This window comes from Jiangella asiatica, from assembly GCF_004349065.1.
Taxonomy (GTDB): Bacteria; Actinomycetota; Actinomycetes; order Jiangellales; family Jiangellaceae; genus Jiangella; species Jiangella asiatica.
In genome coordinates, this window is sequence record NZ_SMKZ01000023.1 from 44,294 (window position 1) to 66,287 (window position 21,994).

Here is a 21,994-nt window from a genome sequence, read left to right on the forward strand (position 1 = left end):
GCGACGAGGCGCTGGAACCGCCGGCGTCGCCTGCTGAGGCAGGAGGCTGGCGCATGGCAACACGACACCAGACAGGAGATGTCACCGAGACCGGCGGCGCACCCCCGGCCGACGGGGTCGACGTCCGCAATGTCGTCCTTGTCGGCCACACCGGCGCGGGCAAGACCACACTCGTCGAGGCCCTTCTCGTCGCGTCCGGGACGATCCACCGGGCCGGACGCGTCGAGGACGGCAGCACGGTGTGCGACCACGACGACGCCGAGATCCGCCAGCAGCGCTCGGTGGCGCTGGCGCTCGCACCGCTGATGCACCAGCAGGTCAAGATCAACCTGCTGGACACGCCCGGCTACGCGGACTTCGTCGGCGACCTGCGGGCCGGGCTGCGCGCCGCGGACTGCGCGCTGTTCGTCGTCTCGACCGCCGAGCCGATCGACGGCACCACCCGCATGCTGTGGGCCGAGTGCGAGGCCGTCGGCATGCCGCGCGCCGTCGTGCTCACCAAGCTCGACCACCCGCGCTCGGACTACGCCGGCACGCTCGCGGCCTGCCGCGACGGGTTCGGCGACAATGTACTGCCGCTCTACCTCCCGACCGGCGCCGACGGGCTGATCGGCATGCTCAGCGGCCGGGTGTTCGAGTACGCCGGCGGCACCAGGTCCGAACGCGACCCGTCCGAGGACGAAGCCGCCAGCCTCGACACCGCCCGCGGCGAGCTGATCGAAGGGATCATCGAGGAGTCCGAGGACGAGACGCTCATGGACCGCTACCTGGCCGGCGAGGACATCGAGATGAAGGTGCTCGTCGACGACCTCGAGCGGGCGGTCGCGCGCGGCTCCTTCCACCCCGTCATCCCGGTCTGCTCGGCCACCGGTGTCGGCATGCAAGAGCTGCTGGAGGTCATGGCCGGCGCCTTCCCCTCCCCCGCCGAGCACCCGATGCCCGAGGTGACGACCCTGGACGGAGACAGCCGGCGCGTCCTGCCCGCGGATCCCGGCGGGCCGTTGCTGGCCGAGGTGGTCAAGACGACCTCGGACCCCTACGTCGGCCGGGTCAGCCTGGTGCGGGTCTTCTCCGGCACCCTGCGCCCGGACGCGACGGTACATGTCTCCGGCCACTTCCTCGCCGACCGCGGGCACGAGGAGCACGACGAGGACGAGCGCGTCGGTGCGCTCTCCTGCCCGCTCGGCAAGACCCTGCGGCCGGTGGCCGAGGCGCACGCGGGCGACCTGGTCGCCGTCGCCAAACTGTCCCGGGCCGAGACCGGCGACACGCTGTCGGACAGGGACGACCCCCTGCTGATGCGGCCGTGGTCCATGCCGGAGCCCTTGCTGCCGGTGGCCATCGTGGCGCGGGCCAAGGCCGACGACGACAAGCTTGCGCAGGGCCTGGCCCGGCTCGTGGCCGAGGATCCGACGCTGCGGGTGGAGAACAACCCCGAGACCCACCAGCTGGTGCTGTGGACCATGGGTGAGGCCCACGCCGACCTGCTGCTGGACCGGCTGTCCTCGCGGTACGGCGTCCACGTCGACCAGGTCGGCCTGCGGGTACCGCTACGCGAGACGCTCGCCGGCAGGTCCAGCGCCCGGGGCCGCCACGTCAAGCAGACCGGCGGGCACGGCCAGTACGCCGTCTGCGAGATCGAGGTCGAACCGCTGCCCGAGGGCATGGGCTTCGAGTTCGTCGACAAGGTGGTCGGCGGCGCGGTGCCGCGGCAGTTCATCCCCTCCGTCGAGAAGGGCGTTCGGGCCCAGATGGAGCGCGGGACCACCGCCGCGGCCTACCCCATGGTCGACATCAAGGTCACGCTGTACGACGGCAAGGCGCACAGCGTCGACTCCTCCGACATGGCCTTCCAGACCGCCGGCGGCCTGGCGCTGAAGGAGGCCGCCGCCGCGGCCGGCGTCAACCTGCTGGAGCCGGTCGACGAAATCTCGGTCATGGTCCCCGACGACTACGTCGGCACGGTCATGGGCGACCTCGCCGGCCGCCGCGGCCGCGTGCTCGGAACCGAGGCGGTCGGGTCCGGCCGGACGGTGGTGCGCGCCGAGGTGCCCCAGACCGAGATCGTCCGGTACGCCATCGACCTGCGTGCCATGAGCCACGGCACCGGCACGTTCACCCGCAGCTACGCCCGGTACGAGCCGATGCCGCAGAACGTCGCCGCGAAGATCACCGCGGGCTCCGGCTAGGCCGTCACGTGTGCCGATCGGCACGTTCGGGGCGAAGGCGATCGGTCATCCGTGCTGATCGGCACCCGGCACGGGCCGTTGATACCTCTACACCATGAGCGGTACCCTTACACCATGGCGTTGAACATCAAGGATCCCATGACGGAACGGCTCGCCGCGGAGTTGGCCGAGCTGACGCAGGACACCAAGACCGGCGCCATCCGAAGTGCACTGGAAGAGCGGCTCGAGCGGGTGGTCGCGGCACAGGCGGCCGCCGGCCGTCGGCAGCGCCTGGAGCGGTTCCTGGTCGATGAGGTGTGGCCGCAGGTCCCAGTCGAGTTCCGTGGCCATGCCCCCTCCAAGGACGAGCGTGAGGAGATCCTCGGCATCGGGGCGGAGGGCGCGTGATCGTCGACAGCTCGGCCGTCGTGTCGATCCTGTTCGACGAGCCCGATCGTGAGGTGCTGCTGGGGCACCTCGCTGACGCGGCGGAGGTAGGTATCGGCGTCCCGACGCTCGTCGAGACCGGCATCGTCCTCTCGGCGCGACTGGGACCGGCCGGGGCGAGTCTTCTCGGGCGATTCGTCACCGAAGCCGGGCTGCGGCCCATCGCCGTCACCGACGCACACTGGCCGGTGGCCGTCGGCGCGTACCTCAGGTACGGCAAGGGCCGGCATCCGGCGGCACTGAACTTCGGGGACTGTCTCACATACGCGGTGGCCGCAGTGAGCGGTCGGCCGTTGCTCTGCGTGGGCGACGACTTCCCACGGACCGACCTGGCGCTGGTGACCTGAACCTTCGCTCAGTGGGGCCAGGCGGCGGCGATCAGTGCGCGGGTGTCGGCCAGCAGCTGCGGCATGATCTTGGTGTTGTCGAGCACCGTCATGAAGTTCGCGTCACCGCTCCAGCGCGGCACGACGTGCTGGTGCAGGTGGGCGGCGAGCGACCCGCCGGCCACGCCACCGAGGTTGAGGCCGACGTTGAAGCCGTGCGGAGCGGAGGTCGCCTTCACCGCCCGGACCGCGTCCTGCGTCATCGTCGTCAGCTCGTGCGACTCCTCGTCGGTGAGCGCCTCCAGGTCGGCGACGTGGCGGTACGGCACCACCATGAGGTGCCCGGGGTTGTAGGGGTGCAGGTTGAGCACCGCGTACGCCGTGCTGCCACGGGCCAGGATCAGCCCGTCCTCGTCCGACTTCGCCGGGATCTCGCACAAGGGACATGCGTCGTCGCGACCATTCCCCCGGGCGCTCGGCTCGCCGGTGATGTACGCCATCCGGTACGGCGTCCACAGCCGCTCCAGGCGGTCGGCCTCGGGCACCGCTCCTCATCCCCCAATCAGGGCCTTGACGGCTTCGTTGCCTGGAACCACGTGTCGGAGACCGGCGACGTCTCCGAACGCCCTATCCGCTGACGTGGGTTTCCTGTGCGGATGCTCCGCGCCCACCGCGTAGACGAGCACCGTCGTGTCGCCGACGATCACCCGCGTCGGCCGCGCAGCTCGTCCAGCAACCCGTCCACGTCGAGGAGGATCCGCAGGCGATGGGTCATGGACATACACATACATTAGCGTGTGCATCCTCTGACCTGCATGTTCAGCACTCAGACCTGGACGCGGCGTTGGACGGCGTCGACGATCTCGGCGACGGCCGCGTCGACCGGAACGCCGTTCTTCTGGCTGCCGTCGCGGTAGCGGAAGGAGACCGCGTCCTTGGCGACGTCGTCGTCGCCGGCGATCAGCATGAACGGGATCTTCTGCTTCTGCGCGGTGCGGATCTTCTTCTGCATGCGGTCGTCGGAGCGGTCGACCTCGACCCGGATGTCCTGTTCGGCCAGCAGGGCCGCCACCTTCTCCAGGTGCGGCACGTGCTCGTCGGCGATCGGGATCCCGACGGCCTGGACCGGGGCCAGCCAGGGCGGGAACGCGCCGGCGTAGTGCTCGACGAGCACGCCGATGAAACGCTCGATGGAGCCGAACTTCGCCGAGTGGATCATGACCGGCTGCTGGCGGGATCCGTCGGCGGCCTGGTACTCCAGCCCGAACCGGGCCGGCTGGTTGAAGTCGAGCTGGATAGTCGACATCTGCCAGGTTCGGCCGATGGCGTCGCGGGTCTGCACCGAGATCTTGGGGCCGTAGTAGGCCGCACCGCCCGGATCCGGGACCAACTCGAGGCCGGAGGCCTTGCCGACCTCCTCCAGGATGCGCGTGGCGACGTCCCATTGCTCGTCGGTGCCGATGAACTTGTCCGACTCGGGGTCGCGGGTGGACAGCTCCAGGTAGTAGTCGTCCAGCCCGAAGTCCTCGAGCAGGCCCAGCACGAAGTCGAGCAGGTGCTTGATCTCGTCGCCGGCCTGCTCCGGAGTGACATAGGAGTGCGAGTCGTCCTGCGTCATGCCACGTACCCGGGTCAGCCCGTGCACCACGCCGGACTTCTCGAACCGGTACACCGAGCCGAACTCGAACAGCCGCAGCGGCAGCTCACGGTACGAACGCCCGCGGGAGCGGTAGATCAGGTTGTGCATCGGGCAGTTCATCGACTTGATGTAGTACGAGCTGCCTTCCAGCTCCATCGGCGGGAACATGCCGTCGGCATAGTAGGGCAGGTGCCCGGAGGTCTCGAACAGGCCCTGCTTGGAGATGTGTGGGGTGCCGACGTACTCGAAGCCCTCCTCCAGGTGCCGGCGGCGGACGTAGTCCTCCATCTCGCGCTTGATGACGCCGCCCTTGGGGTGGAACACCGGCAGACCGGAGCCGAGCTCGTCGGGGAAGCTGTACAGGTCGAGCTCGCGGCCCAGCTTGCGGTGGTCGCGCCGCTCGGCCTCGGCCAGCCGGTCCAGGTAGTCCTTGAGCGCCTCGCGGGTCTCCCACGCGGTGCCGTAGATGCGCTGCAGCTGCGGGTTCTTCTCGCTGCCGCGCCAGTACGCCGCGGCGACCCGCATCAGCTTGAACGCGGGGATGGCGCGGGTGGTGGGCAGGTGCGGGCCGCGGCACAGGTCCTTCCACGCCAGCTCGCCGCCGGGGCGGACGTTGTCGTAGATGGTCAGCTCGCCGGCGCCCACCTCGGCGGACGCGCCCTCCGCGGCCGCTTCCGCGCCGCCGCCCTTCAGGCCGATGAGCTCCAGCTTGTACGGCTCGGCGGCGAGCTCGGCGCGAGCGTCGTCGTCGCTGACCGGGCGACGGACGAACGACTGCCGCTCCTTGACGATCTGCTGCATCCGTTTCTCGATGCTCTTGAGGTCATCGGGCGTGAACGGCTCCGGGACGTCGAAGTCGTAGTAGAAGCCGTTCTCGACCGGCGGGCCGATGCCGAGCTTGGCCTGCGGGTACAGCTCCTGCACGGCCTGTGCCATGACGTGCGCGGTGGAGTGGCGCAGGATGTCGTGGCCGTCGGGCGAGGAGATCTCGACCGGCTCGACCTCGTCGCCGTCGGCCAGGACGCGCTCGAGGTCGACCAGGGTGTCGCCGATCCGGGCGGCGATGACCGTGGAATGGTTGGCGAACAGATCGGCCGCCGTCGTGCCCGCATCGACCTGTCGCTCGCTGCCTGCGACGACGATGCGGATCTGTTCGGACACGACTACTCCTCGATGATGTCTTCGGTGTTGGTGGTGAACGCGCCCGATGGTACCCGCTACAGCCGGGCCACGATCGCGCCAGCCAGCCGTTCGGCGGCGCCGTCGCCGTGCGCCAGGAAGAGGCTCGGCTCGGTCAGCTCCACTTCGAGGACCACCGGCATTCCCGTGGGGCCAGGTATGACGTCGACTCGGGAGTACAGGAGCTCGTGGTGGTCGCCGGGGATGACGTCGAGGGCCGCCCGCGCCAGCTCGCGCTCGGCCTGCGACGGCTGCCGCGGGTCGATCTGCTCGGCGCGGAACAGCTCGCCGTCCTCGCCCTCGTGCGGGCCCTCGAGCATGGGGCCCTTGCGGATGGCGTGGCTGTATGCGCCGCCCAGGTGCAGCAGCGCGGTCTCGCCGGCGGTGTCGACGGCGCTGAGGTACGGCTGCACCATGACGGTGGCCCCGCGGGCCAGCAGCCGCGTGGCCAACGCCTCGGCCAGCTCGCGCTCGGAGGCGTCGGCGAGCCGGTAGCGCCCGGTGTCGAGCGACCCCGCGCTGACCGCCGGCTTGAGCACGTACTCCCCCGTCGCCGGCAAGGTGACGGCGTCGCCCGGCTCCAGCCAGTCGGTGGGCACGACCGGCAGCCCCGCGGCGGCGAGGTCGCGCAGGTAGCGCTTGTCGGTGTTCCACTCGACCAGCTCGGCCGGGTTCGCCAGCCGCGGCACCGCCCGCGCCCACGCCAGGAACTCCTCGCGCCGCCGCGCGTAGTCCCACGGGTTGCGCAGCACCACCAGGTCGAAGCCGGCCCAGTCGATGGCGGGGTCGTCCCACACCACGGGGACGGCCTCGACGCCTCGGGCGGCCAGCGGCGGCAGCACCAGCTGGTCGTCGGGGTCGAGGTCAGGCAGTTCGGTACAGGTGACCAGCGCGACTCGCGGCATCGCGGTGTTCCTCCCGGAGGGCGGTGAAAGACAGCCCCGACGATACCGGTCGTTGCTGACACGCCCGCGGTTCGTAGACTCCCGGCGTGATCCTGACGGTGGTCGGCTTCGTGCTGTTCCTGGGCGGTTCCATCGCCGTCGGCATCGTCGCCGGGTCCTACGCCGACAGCTCCGGGCTGCTGGACATCGAGCCGGCCTGGGCGCCGCCGGTCTTCATCGGCGGGCTGGCCGTCGGGATGGTCCCCGGCCTCACCCTCATCGCGGCGAACAACCGGTCGGCCCGGTCGGTGCGGAAGGTCATCCTCACCGCCATCGGCGCGACGGCGCTCGGCGCGGTGCTGTACGTGCTGGTGGTCGGCGGGCTGATCCGGCTGCTCGGCCTGACGCTGCCGAACGGGCTCACGATGTTGCTGGCGGTGGTCCTCTCGATCGTCGGCCTGCCGGTGGTCGGGCCGCTCACCTACTACCTGCTGGGTGGCCGGAGGGCCCGTGACCTGCCCGGCGGCCGCCCGGTGCCGCGCGCCATCCACAACATCCGCCGCCGCGACGCACGGTCCCGTTCGAAGGGATCACCCGGGCCCTCATAGTGCCCGCGTTCGATGTGGTCCGACCGTTGGCCTCGGTGAGCATCTACTCGGCGGTCCTGGTCCAGACGAACGCGTGGCAGCGCTCGACACTGGCCGACCGTGTGGCTCCAACCTGGGATGGAGATCGACGACCCGGGTACCCCTACGTCGTCGAAGAAGGAGTGATGGAGATGGCGGAGCTCGAGAAGGGTGACAAGGTCACGTGGAGCAGCCACGGTGCCACGGCCGAGGGCACGGTGGAGCGCAAGATCACCGAAGACACCGAGGCCGGCGGCCGGACAGTCCGAGCAAGCAAGAACGATCCCCAGTACCTGGTCCGGAGTGAGAAGAGCGGTGGCACGGCCGTCCACAAGCCGTCGGCGCTGAAGAAGAAAAAGGAGTGACGTCGTGGCCACCGACGAGATCGATTAGGTCTGGGACGACTGGCTCCAGACCCCGAAAGCGGTCGCCGGGTCGAACCGACCCGGCGAGGGAGTTCACGTCCATCCAGGCGGTGACCTTGCAGTGCCCGACCCACTCGAGCACAGCTGGATGCCGGCCGGTTCATCGACTACCACCGGTCCTCGTGCTGACCATACGACCAGGCCACTGTGCGCCGGCTCGCCACCTGCTTCGATACCGCGGTGTTCCCGCCTGCCCAGACGTGGCTGGGCGGGCATGACCTTCAGAACGCGTAGCGAACGCGGCAGTAGGGCAGCTTGGCGGCAAGCAGCTGGGTGAGCTGGCCAATGTATGTGCGCTTGGCACTGGATCGGTACCGCACGTTCCACTGGCCGCTCTGGCTTCGCTTGCGTTCCTGTAGCTCCGGGCGCCACAGCAGCTCCTCGGCACGAGGATGCCACCCGAGGTTCACCTCGTGGAGCCCGGCGTTGTGGGTGAGGAAGATGACCTCGCAGGCCAGCTGACGCTTGGCGGCGGGGGTGAGCGCGGCGTCGATCTGGTCTAGAAGTGTCGCCCAGTCGTCGAGCCAGTTCTCGTGGACAATCACCGGGCTGAAGTTCAGATGCACCTCGTATCCGGCCTCGACGAAGTCGTTGACGGCGGCGATGCGGTCGGAGATCGGCGTGGTGCGAAGGTCGACCAGCTTGCTCGCGGCTTGCGGCATGAGTGAGAACCGGACGCGGGTCCGACCGCGCGGGTCGTAGTCGAGCAAGTCGTGGTTCACCAGCTTGGTGGCGAAAGAAGCCTTGGCGTTCGGCAACCTGCCGAACAACTCCACCAGGTCACGAACGTTGTCCGACACCATCGCATCGACCGAGCAGTCTCCGTTCTCGCCGATGTCGTACACCCAGTCGAACGGATCGCACTGATTGGGCTCCGGCTTGGCTCCTTGTCGGCCGGCATGGCGTTCGAGGTAACCGAGGATCTGCTCGATGTTGACGAATGCCGTAATCGGGTTGGCGAATCCCTTCCTTCGTGGCACGTAGCAGTAGGAGCACGCCATCGCGCACCCATTGGAGGTCGATGGGGCGATGAAGTCACTGGACCGGCTGTTGGGCCTCGCCGTCAGGCTCTTCTTCACGCCGAGCACAAGGACGTTGCGCTTGTTGCGGACCCAGTCCCGGACGTTGCCCTCGTTGCCGTAGAGACCGGGGATGTTCTGGTGTGACGGCACCTCGATGCGCTCGGCATCAGGGAAGCGGTCGAGGATCTGCGTAGCTCGCGGGTACTGGTGGATGTCCGGTTCGTGGTAGATGGTGGTGAGGTGCAGGAGTCGCTCGCCAACGGTCGTCACACCCATGACAACACCGGGAGCGTCGGAGTTGTTTCTCTTAGTGGGCTCTGCGCCGTTTCAGAAGGGCTGCTCGACGGGGCACTGGTATGCCGTTCGACCGCCCACCTCGCTCGTGACGATCGCGGCACCGCAGTCGCGGCATTGCTCCTGCTTGTAGACCTTGCGCGCCTCGCTCTCGGGCAGACTCAACCGGTCCGGCCCATCGACGGTGATGATCCGACCATCCTCCACTGCCCGGGACATCATCTGTTGCAGCACAGCCCACAGTTCAGTCACTTCGGACTCGGTCATCGAACGTGCCGCACGTGTCGGCGCTACGCCGACGGCATGCAGCGCCTCGCTGCGGAAGACGTTGCCGACACCCGCGACGACGGCTTGATCGAGCAGGACCGCGCCGATCGGCCCTCGCGCACGGCCCAGGACCTGGAGCACGCCTGCAAGGTCCGCGTCGGAACGGAGTGGGTCAGGGCCCAACCGTGACACCAGCGCTGCCACACCAGGTGGTTCGAGAATTTCGCACTTCGACGGCGCGACGAGATCCCACGCAACCTCTTCGCTGGCCAGCCGGAGCCGCGCCTGAGGCAGCGGCGGCGCAGACGGATCGGTGGAGCGAAGCCACTTGCCCCGCATGCCGAGGTGCACATGCACGGAGCGGTTGTTGGCCACGTGCAGGAACAGGTGCTTGCCGTAGGCTTCCGCCATTTTCAACACCTCGCCGTCGACCGCGGCCGCGCCGTCGGTAAACCGCTTCTGGGGGGAGAATGCACGCAGCGTCCGGCCCTGTAGCTCGCCCATGTCGCGCGCCAAGCGGTGGATGGTGTGGCCCTCAGGCATCGGATCCGGTCCTCGAGTCTCCCAACGAGTATGCCAGGCACCCGGCCCGCCGAGGAGCCGGGAGGAGCGGTCGAGCAGTGAGCCAGGAGGTCGCACGCGATCTGTATGGGACGAGTGCCTGAAGCCACGTACCCGGCGTTTCCCGCGGGCCATTGCTCAGCTTGTCGAGCGCGCCGCGGCGGCACGAACAGCTCGCCGCGCTGGGTGGATGTGACAGACGTTACGACCGCTCACGCCACTGTGAACGGCTGTCCGGTGTCGCACCGGCAGAATGGTCGTTCACCACCCGAGTGAAGGACGCTTTCGTGAGGGACCTGCTGGCCATCGCCAACGGCCGTGCCGGCGGCGCGCGCGGCGAGGCCACCCGGGTCGCACTCGAGGTGCTGCGCGCCGGCGCCCGGGTGGAGGTCTCCGAGCCCGGGGAGCCCGCCGAGCTCGCCGGCGTCCTGCGCCGGGCCCGCGGCCGCCTGCCCGTGGTGCTCGGCGGCGACGGGTCGGTGCACGCGCTGGTCGCGGCGGCCGCCCGGCTCGGCCGGCTGGGCGGGCTGGCCGACGACGACAGCCCGGCGTTCGAGTTCGCCATCGTGCCGCTGGGCACCGGCAACGACCTCGCCCGCACGCTCGGCCTGCCCTTCGACCCTGCAGCCGCCGCGCGGGTCGTCCTCGACGGCCGGCCGCGCGAGCTGGACGTCCTGGTCGACGACACCGGTGGCGTCGTCGTCAACGCGGTCCACCTCGGCATCGGTGCCGAGGCCGGCAGGCTTGCGCTGCCGCTCAAGCCCAGGCTGGGGCGGCTGGCCTACCCTGTCGGCAGCGCGATGGCCGGCGCCTCGGCACGCGGCTGGCGGCTACGGGTCGCTGTCGACGGAGAGGTCCTGGCCGGCGGCGGCCGGCGGGTCCTCATGGCCGCGCTCGGCAACGGCGTCACCGTCGGTGGCGGCGCGCCGCTGGCCCCGTCCGCCCGCCCCGACGACGGCCAGGTCGACGTCGTCGTCTCCTTCTCGACGGGCTGGCGTGCCCGGGTCGGGTTCGCGACGGCCCTGGTGCGCGGCCGGCATCCCGAGCGCCACGACGTCGTTCAGGCACGTGGCCGGGCGGTGGTCGTCGTGGCCGACGAGCCCATCGCCCTGAACGCCGACGGCGAACTGTCGACGCTGCACACCGCCCGGCGGTGGACGGTGCTCCACCACGCCGCCCGAGTGTTCGTTCCCGCCTGAACGGGCGGAGACTCAGAGGTCCGTGGCGAGGATCTCGCGCAGGGTGGCGGTGCCGTCGTCGTCGACCTCGCCGGTCTGCCAGCTGACGTGGGCGGCGACGTCGGTCAGCTCGAGGACGGCCAGCGCGTTGTCGAACCGCGGACCGGCCTCGATCGACCAGCTGATGCCCGACGCCGGTACCCGGGCCAGCTTGATGAGGATCGAGCCCACCACCCGCGCGACAGCGAAGGCCGCGGCCCCGTTGAGGTAGCGCAACGTGCTCTTGAGCGGGTTACGCACGGGCGAGCAGACCAGCTGGTGCACCCGACTGGTGCGCTCGGTCCGGCCCGGGTACCGCAGGTCGGCGGCGTAGGAGTAGTGCACGTCGCCGGAGAGGAAGCTCACGGTGCGCGGCCGGCGGCCGTCCGGCCCGGTGGCCACCTCGGTGACGAGTTCGGCCATGGCGCGGAACGACCGGCCGAACGCCGCCCAGTGCTCCAGGTCGACCGCCTGGCGCAGCTTCTCCGCTGCCGGGGCGAACCGGCGGCCCCATGCGCCGTCGGCGGTCGCTTCGTTCCAGGCCTCGAGGTCGTGCAGGCCGCGTGGCAGCAGGTAGGGCAATGACGTGCCGATGAGCAGGTGCTCGACGTGCTCGGTGTCGCGGACCTGGGCGGCGATCCAGTCCCATTCGTCGTCGTCGACGATGGTCCGCCGGCCCGGGTCGAGCACCCGCCCGCAGCGGGAGTCGATCATCACCAGGCGCGCCGGGCCGATGTCGCGGGTGAAGCTCCAGCGGTAGGAGGCCGGCTCCTGGTCCGCCCGCCAGGCGAACTCGTCGAGCACCTCTCCAGCCTCACCCTCGGCGGCTCGCAGCGCGGTGAGCACCGGGTCCATCGCCCGCTCGTCCGGCGACAGGTTGCCGGCGTGCTGGTAGAGCCAGTAGGCGGCGATGCCGCCGGTGATGCGGCGCTGCCACCACGGCTCGCCGGCCATCCGCTCCCGCCAGGCGGCCGAGGTGTTCCAGTCGTCGCGGACGTCGTGGTCATCGAAGATCATCGCGGCCGGGACGGTGGACAGCAGCCAGCGCACGGCCGGGTCGCTCCAGGCCAGCAGGTACAGGTGCGCGTACTCCTCGAAACCGGCCACCTCCGTGCCCGGCGGCTCGCGCGGGTCACGGCGGGCGGCGATGAACTCCTGCATGGCCTGTGACGTCTCGTCCGCATACACCTGGTCGCCCAGCAGGACCAGCCCGTCTGGCCACTCGGACTCCTCAGCGCGGGCCAGCCGCAGCGCCAGCACCCGCAGCGCGTCGCTGCCGTACACGCGCTGGTGGTGGGCGTCGTGCGGGACGCTCATCCGGCACGAACCGAAGACCAGGCGCACCTGGCCGTCGTCGCTGGTGCGGATCACTGGACCCGGGAACGGCGTGTCCGGCTCCGGCCAGGCCCGCTCGCCGTCGACCTCGACGGTGTAGGGCGTGGACGTCCCGGGCTCCAGGCCGCCCACCTCGACCAGTGCGTAGTGGTGGCCGTGAACGGTGAAGGTGCGGGCCTCGGCGCCGAGCACGCGAACCGTCGCCGGGCGGGCCGTCTCGACCCACACCATCGCCGACCTCCGGTCGACGTGCCGCAGCAACGGACCGAGGACGATCGAGCTGGGCACCTGCACCTCCCGGGGCGCGGGGTCGACGACGGACGTCACCCTAGCCGCAACCGGTCGAAACCGGCCGGCCGCGTCTCACCCCGGACGGGTGAGGCGTCCCGTCCCGGCGCGACCGAGGGTGGGGTATCACGACCGGGTGAGTGGGCGGCCGAGGGCGGAGCGGCGACGTGCTGCGTTGGGAACGAGGTGGCGACATGGACAAAGCGGACGTCGGTCCGGTGGACGTGCTGATGGTGCGGTTCCCGGGTAACCAGTTCAAGGGGGAGATCCTGCCCGCGATGCGGGACCTCGTGGTGAACGGCCTGGTACGCATCGTCGATCTGCTGTTCGTCTACCGGGACGACGACGGAGTCGTCGGCTCGATCGAGCTGGCCGGTCTCGGCCCGGACCTGGCTCCGGTCTTCGCCGACCTGGACGGTCAGCTCGGCGGCGGGCTGCTGGACGCCGAGGACGTCGAGGAGGCCGCGGCCGCGCTGCCGCCGGGCAACTCCGTCGCGGTCCTGGTGGTGGAGAACACCTGGGCCATCCCATTCGTCAACGCCGTGCGCGACGCCGGCGGCGAGGTCGCCGACCAGGCGCGCATACCGGCCGAGTTCGCGAACCGCGCACTCGGCGGGCTCATGTCCGGCTGATCAGGACGAGGAGGAGCCCTCGATGGGACTGCTGCGAGGAATGGCACGCACAGCGGTGGTGGCCGGCACCGCCACCGCCGTGTCCAACCGTGTGTCGCGCCGCCAGGCCGAGCGCTGGCAGACGCACGATGCCGCCCGCCAGTACGAAGCGGAACAGGCCTACGCGCCTCCGCCGCCCGGCTACGCGCAACCCGCTGCTCGGCCGAGCGGTGATCCCGTCACCGCCGAGCTGGAGCGGCTGGGTGACCTGCGCGGCCGGGGCCTGCTGACCGACGACGAGTTCGCCGCGGCGAAGGCCAAGCTGCTCGGCATCTGACGAGCCGCCCGCACACCGACGCCCGGCAACCACGCGGGAGCGACCATGGACCGCTACCCACCGATCGAGAACCACGGCCTGATCGGCGACCTCCAGACCAGTGCTCTGGTCGCGAGCGACGGCACGATCGACTGGTTCTGCAGTCCGCGCTTCGACTCGCCCAGCGTGTTCGCGTCGCTGCTGGACCATCGGCGCGGCGGCCATTTCCGGATCGCGCCCGAGGCGGACGGGTGGGTGAGCCGCCAGCTGTACCTGCCCGGTACGTCCATCCTGGTGACCCGGTTCATGACCGACGCTGGGGTCGGTGAGCTGATCGACTTCATGCCGGTCCTGCGCGGCCCCGCGACCGACCGGCACCGGTTGGTCCGGGTGGTGCGCGTGGTCCGCGGCCAGCTGCGCTTCGTGCTCGACTGCCAGCCTCGCTTCGACTACGGACGGGCGTCGCACAAGACCGAGATCACGGACATGGGCGCGGCCTTCCATGGCGACGACGGCGTAGAGCTCGCCCTGCACGTCGCCCGCCGGCCGGAGGCGCTTGCCGACCCGCGGCTGCGACTGGAGCGGGCCGGTGATGGGGTCCGTGCCGCCGTCGACGCCTCGGTCGGCGACATCGGCGCCTTCATCATCGAGACGATGCCGGACGGCCCGCCACGCAACCTGGTCCGCGACGAGGTGCTCGCGCTGTTCGAGAACACCCGCGACTTCTGGCGGAGCTGGGTCGGCCGTTCGCGGTATCGCGGACGATGGCGCGAGACGGTGGAGCGCTCGGCCATGACGCTGAAGCTGCTCACCTATCAGCCCACCGGTGCGCTGGTGGCCGCGCCGACGGCCGGGCTGCCGGAGCAGATCGGCGGCGAGCGGAACTGGGACTACCGCTACACCTGGATCCGGGACGGGTCGTTCTCCGTCTACGCGCTGCTGGGACTCGGCTACACCGACGAGGCCGAGACCTTCCTGCGCTGGCTGGGCGACCGGGTGGGTGAGGCCGCCGATGCGGCCGCGGCCGACGGCGCGAGATCGCCGCTCAAGATCATGTACCGGGTGGACGGCTCGTCCGACCTCACTGAGGAGGTGCTCGACCACTTCGAGGGCTGGCGGGGATCGCGCCCGGTGCGGATCGGCAACGGCGCACACGACCAGCTCCAGCTCGACATCTACGGTGAGGCCCTGGACTCCGTCGAGCTCGGCGACGCCCACGGCCTACCGCTGACCTATCAGGGCTGGCAGCGCATCAGCGGCATGCTGGACTGGCTCGCCGACCACTGGGACCTTCCCGACGACGGCATCTGGGAGACGCGCGGCGGCCGGCAGGACTTCACCTACGGCCGGGTCATGTCCTGGGTCGCCTTCGAACGGGCGCTGCGCATGGCGCGGCGGCACTCCCGGCCGGCCGACGTGGCCGACTGGACCACCGCGCGCGACGCCATCTACCGGCAGGTCATGAGCCGGGCGTGGAGCCCGCGCCGGCAGGCCTTCGTGCAGCACTTCGACACCGAGGTACTCGACGCCGCACTGCTCTACATGCCGCTGGTCGGCTTCGTCTCGCCGCGCGATCCGATGTGGGAGTCGACGCTGCGGGCGATGGACGACGAGCTCGTCTCCGACAGCCTGGTCTACCGCTACGACCCGAGCGCCTCGCCGGACGGCTTGCGCGGCTCGGAAGGCACGTTCTCGATGTGCACGTTCTGGTACGTGGACGCGCTGGCTCGGTCCGGTCGGCTGAACGACGCCCGGCTGACGTTCGAGAAGATGCTCACCTACAGCAACCGCCTCGGGCTGTTCGCCGAGGAGATCGGCCTGACCGGCGAGCAGCTCGGCAACTTCCCGCAGGCGTTCAGCCACCTCGCCCTGATCACCGCGGCGGTGAACCTCGACACCCAGCTCGATCGCGAGGCGCCGACGTCCGCCCGGTGAGTCCGATGCGCCCGCGCAGTGCGTGGACCATCGTGCTGGTGAGGAGGCGGCCGGCGGGAAGGACGAGGCCAGCCCGTCCGGCTGACCAGAGCCTCAGCAGGACACCCGTCCAACCGGTTGCGTGCCCAGCAGCTCCACGAGGACGACGAGGACGGCCGCGACCACCGCGATCGAGAGCACGACGCCGGCGGTCGGGTAGTTCCAGAACAGGAACACCAGGGCGGCCAGGATCACGATGGCCACCTGGACCGGCCGCTTGTGCTCGTTCAACCAGGCGGGGACCGGCCCCATGCGCCAGTCGCGCTCGCTCACCCACGCCCCCAGGCGGGCAACGCCGCGACGGACGGCGACCGCGCCGCCGGAGCGCCCGGTGAGGTATGCGACCAGCGCCAGGATCAGCCCGACGGCCAGCACCGTGCGCAGCGTCGTTCGCAGGAACGTCACGACCTGGTCGAAGACCGCCTCGGCGGCGGCCCGGTTCACGTCCGGCGGCAGCGCGTCGAGGTAGACCGGACGCAGCACCGTCAGTGCCGCGCCGAGGGTGAGCATGGCCAACGCCATGCCGATCCCGGTGCCGATGACGGCCAGCCGCCGCTGCCGCGCGACCGCGACGCCGGCGATCAGGCACACCACCGCCACGACGGGCAGCACGATCCCGAGCTGGTCAACCAGTTCGACCGCGTCCTGCGCGTCGGTGATGCCGCTGGACCGGAAGAGGACGAACTCGGCGTCCACCGCCGGTATCCGCTCGGCGAGGCTGAAGCCGGCGTTCACGAGGGCCCGCTGGACTTCGGCGATGAACGGCTCCAGGTTGATGGTGACCGTGTCGCCCTGGACCTCCAGCCCGGTTGCCGACCGCTCCCCCGTCAGCATCGCCAGCACGCTGTCGTGCGCGACCCGGTTGGCCTCGGTCCAGGCGTCGGCGAACGCGTCACTGGCCACGACCTTGCCGACCTCGCCGCGGACCCAGTCCTGGACGCCGCCGGCGATCGGCTGGGAGAGGCCTTGCAGGGAGGTGGTGACGGCCGGCCGGACACCGCGCTCGGCCAGCGCCTGCGCGGTGTCGTCGACGATCTGCGCCACGTCGATCCGCGTGAAGATCTCGTTGGTGATCCGAGTCGTGACCGCTTGCTGGACGGCCGGCTCCCGTGCCAGCGGCGCGACGGTGTCGACGTAGCGGTCGGTGTCGGTGACCTCCGCGCGCAGCCAGACCGCGGCGGTCGCCGGGATCAGCAGCACGCAGCCGACGACGATCAGCAGCGCCGAGGCGCCTGCCCTCCACCGGCCCGGCCGGGCCACCTGCTCAGCACCCGGCGGGGGCGCCGCTCCCCGATGCCCGGCTCGCAGCGCGGCGACCTCGGCACGCAGCCGCTCGAGCTCCGCACGTTCGTCCTGGCCCAGCTGAGGAGGCTCCGACATCGCGCACCACCCGACTGCTCGACATGCGGGGACACGGGGAGCATCGGTGACATCGGCACTGGCCCGGATCACCCGCGCAGGGTGATCCGGGTTCTATGGGGGATCGCGTGGACGCGATGGCCGAGCGGCTCGTCCCGCACGGCGCCACCCGGCTCAGGCTCTACGAGCCCGCTTTCCGCTCGACGCCGACCACATCATGATGGCCGACCCCGAGGGCAACGAGTTCTGCCTGGACTGATCCGCCCGTGCGTCCCGGGCGGCCAGCGCGGCCTCCACCGCGTCGGCGAGGTCGTCGTGGTGGTCCAGCCGCGCGTCGAGCCCGGACGCGGCCAGCGCGGCGCGCACGGCATCGCGAGCACCGCTGAGGTGCAGGCTCGTACGCGCGTGCACCGCGCAGGCGTGCGCGCGGGACAGCGCGTCCAGTGCCGTGGCGCTGAACAGCCCGACGTGGGACAGGTCGACGACGACGTGACCGCCGTCGACGACCTCGCACAGGGTGCGTTCCAGCGTGCGGCCGCCGGCGACGTCGAAGTTGCCGGTCAGCCGGACGACGGTGCAGCCGCCGAGCGGGAGCAGGCGGACCGAACCGCCGCGACGGTCACGAGAGGGATCGATGGTCGTGGACAGCACCATTACGGGACCTCCGGAGAGCGGGGAGGGTCGTTCGGCCGGCCGGCACGGGCGGGCTCGGGCTCAGCGAGCTCGGCGCGCAGCCGGCTCAGGATGCTGGTGAGTTGCCGGGACACCTGCGGCGCCGCGACACCGAGCTCGGCGGCGATCCGCTGGTGGGTCCAGCCACGGTAGAAACGGAGGAACAGTAGGCGCCGGTCTGCCGTGGGAAGGTGTCGGCATGCCGGAGCCAAGGCCATGACGGCGTCGTCGGCGAGCCGGTGGCTCTGCTCGACCAGGTGGGTGATCATGCCCGTCACCCCGTCATCGACTAGGAACGACGTGGCTCATGCCTGACCACTTCAGCCAACCCAAGCACGTCGGCCCCGCCGGTAGCAACCCTTCGGGACATTTAGCCTGATTTCAGGCACGATGCATCCAATCGCCGCGACCGGGTAGTGGCCCCATCATCACCGCCGTCGGGCCGGAACCATGCGGGAGGAATCCTGAGTGACGGGCGATCGAGCAGCGCGGCACGGCGCGGCCGATGAGGAGCTCGGCCTGGAGCTCCAGCCCGAGCTGGACGTCGCCGGTCTTGCCGCCGCGTTCGGCGTATACGCGAGCGAGCGCCGGATCCCCGCCGACCGACGGCGTGAGGCGCTCGGCGAGTGGCTGGACGAGCTGATCGCCGCCGAGCAGCGCGGCGACGACCCCGCACGCGACGACGGCTGAGCGCTGCTCAGCTGAGTGCGGTTATGAGGTCGGGGTGGTTGTTGCGCACGTTGCCCACGCCCAGGCCGACCGGTCGCGCCGTGAGGGCGGCGGCCACCTCGGCGGTTCCGGCCCGGGCGAGGTCGGCGAGCAGGCCGGTGTCGTCGTTGGACCGGTTCAGCCAGTCACCCACCTGGTCGCGGCTGAGCATGGCCGGCATCCGGTCGTGGATGTGCGCGAGGTGGTCGGCGGGCGTGGTGGTCAGGACGCTCGCCGACAGCACCCACCGGTCCGGGTGGTCCGGCGGCAGCCGCTCGTCACGCCACCACTCGAACACCCCGGCCATCGCGAGCAGCCCGCCGCCTGGGTGGATGTAGAACGGCTGCTTGGCACCGCCGGCCAGCCGCTGCCACTCGTAGTAGCCGCTGGCCGGGACCACACAGCGCCGGCGCGCGAACGGGCCGCGATACGCGGGCTTGCCCGCCACCGTCTCCAGCCGGGCGTTGATCATCCTGGCGCCGCCGCTGACGTCCTTCGCCCACGGCGGGACCAGGCCCCACCGGGCCGCGTGCAGCTGGCGGGTCGCCTCCGGCGGCTGGTCGGTGCGCTCCAGCACGACGGGGACCGCGTCGGTGGGCGCGACGTTGTAGGACCTCCCGAGGTCCCGGAGGTCGCCGCCGGCGATGGCGGCGAACTCGTCCATCAGGTCCTCGATGCCCGCGTCGACCACGTAGCGTCCGCACACGCCCCCGATTGTCCCACCGGCAGGACCCGGCTACCGACGATCAGGAGGACAGCGGCGGCTCGGGCTCGTCGGTCTCGTCCGCGGGCGGAATCAGGGCCCTCATCAGCCACTCCTCGACGCCGGCGACGTGCACCGTCGCCCAGGACCGGGCGATGTCGGGCTCGCGGGAGCGGATGGCGGCCACGATGGCGCGGTGCTCCTCCAGCGACCGCCCTATGGCGGCTTCCTGGGTCAGGCCGCGCCAGACCCGGGCCCGGTGGGTGGGCCCGGACAGGCTCTCGACCAGGGAACCGAGCACCGGGTTGCCGGAACCCTCCGCGATGAGGCGGTGGAACTCCTGGTCGGCGGAGACGAACTCCTCGACGTCGGTGTCCGGGCGCATGCCGGCCATCAGCTGGTCGAGCTTGTCGACGGCCTCCGCCGGCATCCGCAGCGCCGCCATGGCCGCAGCCGCCGGCTCGATGATCCGCCGGACCTCGAGGAACTGGAGCACGGTGTCGTCGCCGTGGAAGTCGACGACGAAGGCCATGGCGTCGAGCAGCAGGTTCGGGGACAGGCTGGTGACGTAGGTGCCGTCGCCCTGCCGGACGTCGAGAACATGGATCAGGGTGAGCGCCCGCACTGCCTCGCGCAGCGAGCTGCGCGACAGGCCCAGCCGTTCGGCGAGGTCGACCTCGCGCGGCAGCCGGTCGCCCGGTCTCAGCTCCCCGCTGAGGATCATCTGCTTGATCTTCTCGATCGCGAGGTCGGTCACCGCCATAGGCCATCTCCCCCGATCGGCGAATGCGCTCGAATATACCCCGTCGGCCGATGCCGGACGGGCGTGTCGTATCGGCGGGCGGCCCGATCGTCTAGAGAGTGAGAAGTAGGTTCGCCATCACGAGGAGGACACTCATGACGTCGACAACACCCCCGCCGGTCCCGGACACCTACCGCCGCGTCACGCCGTGCATCGTGGTCCGCGGTGCGGCCGAGGCGCTCCGGTTCTATGCCGACGTGTTCGGCGCGACCGAGCGCATGCGGTTCCCGGGCCCGGACGGAACCGTCGCGCACGCCGAGATCGTCATCGGCGACTCGGTCATCATCGTCGAGGACGAGTCCCCGGTTATGGGTACCCAGGCGCCGCCAGCCGGAGGGCTCCCCGGTACGCCGTCGTTCCTGTTCATCTACGTCGAGGACGTCGACGCCGTCGTCGCGCGCGCCGTCGAACGGGGTGCGCGGCTGCGCCGGGAACCGCAGGATCAGTTCTACGGTGACCGGGACGGCTTCGTCGTCGACCCGTACGGGCACGGCTGGACCATCGCCACCCACGTCGAGGACGTGCCGCCGGAGGAGCTGGCTCGCCGGATGACCGAGCTGCAGGACCAGGGAATGTGAGCGATGAAGTACGTGCTGTTGTTCGTCGACACCGAGCAGTTCGCCGCCGACCTGGAGGCGATGTCGCCGGCCGACCGCGACCGCGCCTTCGAGCGAGTCGACGCGTGGATGGCCGAGCACGCCGGCGTCATCCGCGGCGGCAGCAAGCTGCAGGGTCCGCACACGGCCACCACCGTCCGGCTCGACGCGCCGGAGCCGATCGTCACCGACGGCCCGTTCGTCGAGGGCAAGGAGGTGGTCAGCGGGTACCTCGAGGTCGACGTCGCCGACCTCGACGAGGCACTGCGGATGGTCCGCGGCTGGCCGGGCTGCCCGGTCGTGGAGATCCGGCCGCTGGAGTCCTGACGGCGATGGCCGAAGCCTCGCACGACGAGCTGGCCCGGGTGGTGCGTGAGCACGCGGGCCGGCTCGCCGCCGCCCTGGTCCGGCTGATCGGCGATTTCGCCACCGCCGAGGACCTCGTGCAGGACGCGGTGGTGTCGGCGCTGCGACGCTGGCCCGTCGACGGCATCCCCGACCGCCCGGACGCCTGGCTGTTCACCGTCGCCCGCCGCCGCGGCCTGGACGTGCTGCGCCGGGAGAACACCTACCGGGCCAAGCTCGCCCAGGTCCAGTGGCCCGTCCAGCCCGAACCGGACGAGCGGCTCCGGCTGATCTTCACCTGTTGCCATCCCGCGCTCCCCCGCGCCGCGCAGATCGCGCTGACGCTGCGGGTGGTCTGCGGCCTGACGACCGCGCAGGTCGCCCGGGCGTTCCTGGTGCCGGAGACCACGGTGGCCCAGCGCATCACCCGCGCCAAGCGCAAAATCGCCGACGCCGGCATCCCCTACGGACTGCCCGCCGCCGCGGACCTGCGCGGCCGGTTGGCGGAGGTCCTCGCCGTCGTCTACCTGATGCTCAACGAGGGCTACCTCTCCAGCACGGAGACAATCCACTCCCAGCGCCTGGTCGACGACGCCGAATGGCTCGCCGCGCTGCTGCACGAGCTGGCACCGGATGAGCCGGAGGTGGCCGGGCTGCTCGCGCTGATCCGCCTGCACCGGGCCCGCGCGACCGCTCGGTTCGGGGCCGACGGCGACATCGTGCTGCTGCGCGATCAGGACCGTTCCCGCTGGGACCACGACACCATCGGCTCGGCCACCCGCCTGCTGGTGCGCGCGGCCCGCCAGCACCGGCCCGGCCCGTACCAGCTGCAGGCGGCGATCGTCGCCTGCCATGCCGAGGCACCGCGCTGGGAGGACACCGACTGGGAGCAGATCGTGCTGCTCTACGACATGCTGCTGCACCTCGCGCCGTCGCCGGTCACCCGCCTGCACCGCGCCGTCGCGCTGCGGTACGCGGTCGGGGCGGCCGGTGCGATGGCCGAGCTGGACGCGCTGGCCGGCCAGCTCGACACGTACCACCTCTACCATGCCACCCGCGCGGACCTGTTGCGCGCGCTCGACCGGCCCGCCGAGGCCCGTGCCGCCGACGAGCGCGCTCTGGCCTTCACCGCCAACCCGGCCGAGCTGGCCATCCTGCACGACCGGCTCAGCTGGACTTCCTAAGCCCAGCGCCGACCGCGAGGTCTCCGGCACCGGCAAGTCCCGCGAG

At 70.9% G+C, this 21,994-nt stretch carries 23 protein-coding genes and 2 pseudogenes; 14 read left to right on the top strand and 11 right to left on the bottom strand.

What is annotated here, in order from left to right; all coding sequences use genetic code 11:
- Positions 1 to 53: 53 nt before the first annotated feature.
- The 3 genes from E1269_RS16865 (at position 54) to E1269_RS16875 (ending at position 2,962) form a co-directional block, all read left to right on the top strand.
- The gene (locus tag E1269_RS16865) at positions 54 to 2,189 is read left to right on the top strand and encodes an elongation factor G-like protein EF-G2 (protein WP_131896578.1); all 2,136 of its coding nucleotides are present in this window, start codon (positions 54 to 56) and stop codon (positions 2,187 to 2,189) included.
- Positions 2,190 to 2,303: 114 nt separating this feature from the next.
- Positions 2,304 to 2,576, top strand: a complete 273-nt coding sequence (locus tag E1269_RS16870) for a type II toxin-antitoxin system VapB family antitoxin (protein ID WP_131896580.1) — start codon at positions 2,304 to 2,306, stop codon at positions 2,574 to 2,576.
- Positions 2,573 to 2,962, top strand: coding sequence for a type II toxin-antitoxin system VapC family toxin (locus tag E1269_RS16875; protein WP_131896582.1), 390 nt, complete (start codon positions 2,573 to 2,575; stop codon positions 2,960 to 2,962). Before E1269_RS16870 ends, E1269_RS16875 begins: the two co-directional genes overlap by 4 nt.
- A gap of 8 nt (positions 2,963 to 2,970) precedes the next feature.
- On the opposite strand, the gene E1269_RS16880 is transcribed toward E1269_RS16875, so the two are convergent.
- The 3 genes from E1269_RS16880 to E1269_RS16890 form a co-directional block, all read right to left on the bottom strand.
- Positions 2,971 to 3,441, bottom strand: coding sequence for an HIT family protein (locus tag E1269_RS16880; RefSeq protein ID WP_131896677.1), 471 nt, complete (start codon positions 3,439 to 3,441; stop codon positions 2,971 to 2,973).
- A gap of 326 nt (positions 3,442 to 3,767) precedes the next feature.
- Positions 3,768 to 5,741 carry a threonine--tRNA ligase gene (gene thrS / locus E1269_RS16885; protein ID WP_131896584.1) on the bottom strand — a complete coding sequence of 658 codons (1,974 nt, stop codon included), beginning with the start codon at positions 5,739 to 5,741 and terminating at the stop codon, positions 3,768 to 3,770.
- A gap of 56 nt (positions 5,742 to 5,797) precedes the next feature.
- A complete protein-coding gene (locus E1269_RS16890) occupies positions 5,798 to 6,664 on the bottom strand; it encodes an ATP-grasp domain-containing protein (protein ID WP_131896586.1) in 867 nt (288 codons plus the stop codon).
- 86 nt (positions 6,665 to 6,750) lie between these two features.
- On the opposite strand from E1269_RS16890, the gene E1269_RS16895 reads away from it, so the two are divergent.
- Together E1269_RS16895 and E1269_RS16900 are read left to right on the top strand one after the other, a co-directional pair.
- Positions 6,751 to 7,251, top strand: coding sequence for a hypothetical protein (locus tag E1269_RS16895; RefSeq protein ID WP_131896588.1), 501 nt, complete (start codon positions 6,751 to 6,753; stop codon positions 7,249 to 7,251).
- Positions 7,252 to 7,421: 170 nt separating this feature from the next.
- Positions 7,422 to 7,634 (top strand): hypervirulence associated TUDOR domain-containing protein, encoded by a 213-nt coding sequence (locus E1269_RS16900; RefSeq protein ID WP_131896590.1) that lies wholly within the window; start codon positions 7,422 to 7,424, stop codon positions 7,632 to 7,634.
- Positions 7,635 to 7,915: 281 nt separating this feature from the next.
- Here E1269_RS16900 and E1269_RS16905 read toward each other — a convergent pair whose 3' ends face one another.
- Together E1269_RS16905 and E1269_RS16910 are read right to left on the bottom strand one after the other, a co-directional pair.
- Positions 7,916 to 8,992, bottom strand: a complete 1,077-nt coding sequence (locus tag E1269_RS16905) for a spore photoproduct lyase family protein (RefSeq protein ID WP_131896591.1) — start codon at positions 8,990 to 8,992, stop codon at positions 7,916 to 7,918.
- A 51-nt stretch (positions 8,993 to 9,043) separates the two neighbouring features.
- Positions 9,044 to 9,820, bottom strand: coding sequence for an Fpg/Nei family DNA glycosylase (locus E1269_RS16910; RefSeq protein ID WP_131896593.1), 777 nt, complete (start codon positions 9,818 to 9,820; stop codon positions 9,044 to 9,046).
- Positions 9,821 to 10,125: 305 nt separating this feature from the next.
- Here E1269_RS16910 and E1269_RS16915 point away from each other — a divergent pair, with 305 nt between their 5' ends.
- Entirely contained in the window at positions 10,126 to 11,037 is a 912-nt protein-coding gene (locus tag E1269_RS16915) for a diacylglycerol/lipid kinase family protein (RefSeq protein ID WP_131896595.1), read from the top strand.
- Between the two features lie 12 nt (positions 11,038 to 11,049).
- On the opposite strand, the gene E1269_RS16920 is transcribed toward E1269_RS16915, so the two are convergent.
- Positions 11,050 to 12,678 (bottom strand): alkaline phosphatase D family protein, encoded by a 1,629-nt coding sequence (locus E1269_RS16920; protein WP_203433767.1) that lies wholly within the window; start codon positions 12,676 to 12,678, stop codon positions 11,050 to 11,052.
- A gap of 194 nt (positions 12,679 to 12,872) precedes the next feature.
- Between E1269_RS16920 and E1269_RS16925 the strand changes: the two genes are divergently transcribed.
- The 3 genes from E1269_RS16925 to E1269_RS16935 are packed head-to-tail and all read left to right on the top strand — an operon-like array spanning position 12,873 to position 15,540.
- Positions 12,873 to 13,310: a DUF6325 family protein gene (locus tag E1269_RS16925; RefSeq protein WP_131896597.1), complete on the top strand. Its 438-nt coding sequence runs from the start codon at positions 12,873 to 12,875 to the stop codon at positions 13,308 to 13,310.
- 22 nt (positions 13,311 to 13,332) lie between these two features.
- Positions 13,333 to 13,626, top strand: coding sequence for an SHOCT domain-containing protein (locus E1269_RS16930; protein WP_131896599.1), 294 nt, complete (start codon positions 13,333 to 13,335; stop codon positions 13,624 to 13,626).
- 45 nt (positions 13,627 to 13,671) lie between these two features.
- Entirely contained in the window at positions 13,672 to 15,540 is a 1,869-nt protein-coding gene (locus E1269_RS16935) for a glycoside hydrolase family 15 protein (protein WP_131896601.1), read from the top strand.
- Positions 15,541 to 15,633: 93 nt separating this feature from the next.
- On the opposite strand, the gene E1269_RS16940 is transcribed toward E1269_RS16935, so the two are convergent.
- Complete coding sequence (locus E1269_RS16940) at positions 15,634 to 16,959, bottom strand: hypothetical protein (protein WP_131896603.1); 1,326 nt, start codon at positions 16,957 to 16,959, stop codon at positions 15,634 to 15,636.
- Between the two features lie 86 nt (positions 16,960 to 17,045).
- Between E1269_RS16940 and E1269_RS34310 the strand changes: the two are divergent.
- A pseudogene (locus E1269_RS34310) lies at positions 17,046 to 17,197 on the top strand (VOC family protein); the annotation flags it as partial.
- A gap of 50 nt (positions 17,198 to 17,247) precedes the next feature.
- On the opposite strand, the pseudogene E1269_RS16950 reads toward E1269_RS34310, so the two are convergent.
- Both E1269_RS16950 and E1269_RS16955 read right to left on the bottom strand, forming a co-directional pair.
- A pseudogene (locus E1269_RS16950) lies at positions 17,248 to 17,592 on the bottom strand (STAS domain-containing protein); the annotation flags it as partial.
- Complete coding sequence (locus E1269_RS16955) at positions 17,592 to 17,879, bottom strand: sigma factor-like helix-turn-helix DNA-binding protein (protein WP_131896605.1); 288 nt, start codon at positions 17,877 to 17,879, stop codon at positions 17,592 to 17,594. The pseudogene E1269_RS16950 and the gene E1269_RS16955, both read right to left, overlap by 1 nt.
- A 199-nt stretch (positions 17,880 to 18,078) precedes the next feature.
- On the opposite strand from E1269_RS16955, the gene E1269_RS16960 reads away from it, so the two are divergent.
- Positions 18,079 to 18,300, top strand: a complete 222-nt coding sequence (locus E1269_RS16960; RefSeq protein ID WP_131896607.1) for a hypothetical protein — start codon at positions 18,079 to 18,081, stop codon at positions 18,298 to 18,300.
- A 7-nt stretch (positions 18,301 to 18,307) separates the two neighbouring features.
- On the opposite strand, the gene E1269_RS16965 is transcribed toward E1269_RS16960, so the two are convergent.
- Entirely contained in the window at positions 18,308 to 19,024 is a 717-nt protein-coding gene (locus tag E1269_RS16965; RefSeq protein WP_131896609.1) for an SOS response-associated peptidase, read from the bottom strand.
- 40 nt (positions 19,025 to 19,064) lie between these two features.
- On the bottom strand, positions 19,065 to 19,784 hold the full coding sequence (locus E1269_RS16970) for a FadR/GntR family transcriptional regulator (RefSeq protein WP_131896611.1): 720 nt from the start codon (positions 19,782 to 19,784) through the stop codon (positions 19,065 to 19,067).
- A gap of 134 nt (positions 19,785 to 19,918) precedes the next feature.
- On the opposite strand from E1269_RS16970, the gene E1269_RS16975 reads away from it, so the two are divergent.
- From E1269_RS16975 to E1269_RS16985, 3 genes are read left to right on the top strand one after another with little or no spacing between them, the layout of a single operon-like run.
- The gene (locus tag E1269_RS16975) at positions 19,919 to 20,401 is read left to right on the top strand and encodes a VOC family protein (protein WP_131896613.1); all 483 of its coding nucleotides are present in this window, start codon (positions 19,919 to 19,921) and stop codon (positions 20,399 to 20,401) included.
- 3 nt (positions 20,402 to 20,404) lie between these two features.
- The gene (locus E1269_RS16980) at positions 20,405 to 20,746 is read left to right on the top strand and encodes a YciI family protein (RefSeq protein ID WP_131896615.1); all 342 of its coding nucleotides are present in this window, start codon (positions 20,405 to 20,407) and stop codon (positions 20,744 to 20,746) included.
- Positions 20,747 to 20,751: 5 nt separating this feature from the next.
- On the top strand, positions 20,752 to 21,948 hold the full coding sequence (locus tag E1269_RS16985; protein WP_131896617.1) for an RNA polymerase sigma factor: 1,197 nt from the start codon (positions 20,752 to 20,754) through the stop codon (positions 21,946 to 21,948).
- Positions 21,949 to 21,994 lie beyond the last annotated feature (46 nt).